This is a genomic window from Sphingomonas sp. LH128 (assembly GCF_000293195.2).
GTDB classification, from domain to species: Bacteria; Pseudomonadota; Alphaproteobacteria; order Sphingomonadales; family Sphingomonadaceae; genus Novosphingobium; species Novosphingobium resinovorum_A.
Window position 1 is genome coordinate 1 of sequence record NZ_ALVC01000153.1, and the last position, 1,727, is coordinate 1,727.

Annotated in this window: 1 protein-coding gene and 2 pseudogenes; 2 read left to right on the forward strand and 1 reads right to left on the reverse strand. The window is 64.4% G+C overall.

Annotation, left to right across the window (positions count from 1 at the left end; all coding sequences use genetic code 11):
* Positions 1-557: pseudogene (locus LH128_RS13140) on the reverse strand (hypothetical protein); the annotation flags it as partial.
* A 305-nt stretch (positions 558-862) separates the two neighbouring features.
* Between LH128_RS13140 and LH128_RS13145 the strand changes: the two are divergent.
* On the forward strand, positions 863-1,240 hold the full coding sequence (locus LH128_RS13145) for a hypothetical protein (RefSeq protein WP_008830130.1): 378 nt from the start codon (positions 863-865) through the stop codon (positions 1,238-1,240).
* Between the two features lie 278 nt (positions 1,241-1,518).
* A pseudogene (locus LH128_RS13150) lies at positions 1,519-1,727 on the forward strand (TrbC/VirB2 family protein); the annotation flags it as partial.

The window sequence follows — 1,727 nt, forward strand, 5'->3', positions numbered from 1 at the left end:
ATGATCGGCTTGTCGGCGGTGCCTTCGGCATTGATCTTGTTGCCGCGGTTGACCGCGATCCAGGCGGCCTCGGACGTGTTTTCGCCGTAAAGGATGACACCCGGATCGATGGTCAGGGTGACGTTGGTGTCGGCCGTGAGCGAGCGGCTGGCGCAGGTCGCGGTGGTGGTGGTGAAGGGAGCCGCAGCGGTCGGCGCCTTGAAACCGCCGTCGCAACCGACATCGACGCGGCCGTTGATGCGGTAGAGCACGCCGGCGAGCTTGGGCAGGCTGGTGCTCTTGTCGATCAGCGCGGGCAGGGTGCAGATGCGCCAGGTGCCCTCGGGTCCGGGGAGCACGCCGCCATTCGTGAGGCCGCCGGTAGCCGCGATGGTCGGGCAGCTGTCCGCAGCGACCACGGTGCCGGTGCCCGGCGTCGGGGTGGGTGCCGGCGTGGGGGTCGGATTCGGATTGACGACCACGCCGCCGTTGCCGGGCGAGGCGATGTCGTCGGCGCCGCAGCCGGCGAGAGCGAGAGCGCTGCAGCCCATGAGCAGCAGACCGGAAATTTTCTTCACGATGAATCCCCCGTGTTCAGGTCGAACAGATCGAACGGGGGCGATCACGATTCCGCCCCTCGCTGACCGAGGCGTCTAGGCTTCACGGGTGACGCTTTGTTGGCATTACGATGACAGTAATATGCACTTATACGACGGTAATACGACGTTGCGTATTAGCCGCAGTTAGCTGCGATTGAGTCGACTCAGGGTAAGGCGATCACAGGTTGATTGCATTTTTATGACACTAACGTCATTTTCTTGATGGGCAGCGGATTTGGGCGGACGATGGACGCGCACCGACATAGTTCACGGGAGAAATCGCCATGTCCCTTACCGCCCTCGCCACCGCCGTCCTCCTGGGCCAGTCCGCGTTTTCACTCGCCGTGGAAACGCCCGCGCCGCCGCAGGCGCACGATGTCGCCTACACCGAGCTTGCTTCGGGGCGCACGCAGGAGGCCATCAGCAAGCTCGAAGCGGGCGGCGCGGCCAAATCCGATGATCCGGCCACGCTGATCAACCTGGGCGCCGCCTATGCCCGCGCCGGTGCGAGTGCCAAGGCCCTTTCCGCCTATCGCGCCGCCGTATCCACGCCGGTGCGCTACGATCTCGAACTGGCTGACGGCAGCTGGGTCGATTCCCGTTTCGCGGCGCGGCGCGCGCTCAGCGGCATGCTGGCGGCGAACCGGATGGCTTCGCGCTGAGGTCTTCTTTTCGATGGGGATGAGGGGCGTTCCGAGAGGGGCGCCCCTTTTCTGCGAGGCTTGCCCTGTCCAATTTTTCCCGAGTGCTTGATCCGCTCCCCTTCGAGGTCGCGGCAGCCACGACGGCGCGCATATAAACAAAGCCAAGCGCCGCGTGGATGCCTCTGAAATAAAACCGTCATCCGTTCATCATCTGCGACGAGATTTACGATCCGTTCGCAGCACTGTCGTCACACACCTGTCATCCTGCTAGCGCACTGCGCGCTCATACGGAGGGTATGGTGATTCGATACGCACATCTTCGCAGCCGTTTCGCGCGCTGCTTCTACGCAGTTTCAGCCGTGGTCGCGGCCCAGCTTTCGCCTTCGCTGGCCCATGCTCAGGCCGTTGCGGCCGATCCTGCCGGTTCCGGCCCCATCGTCGCGGCACTCGGCTGGCTGCAGGGCACGCTGCTCGGCAACGTGGCGACCGCGGTTGCCGTCATGGC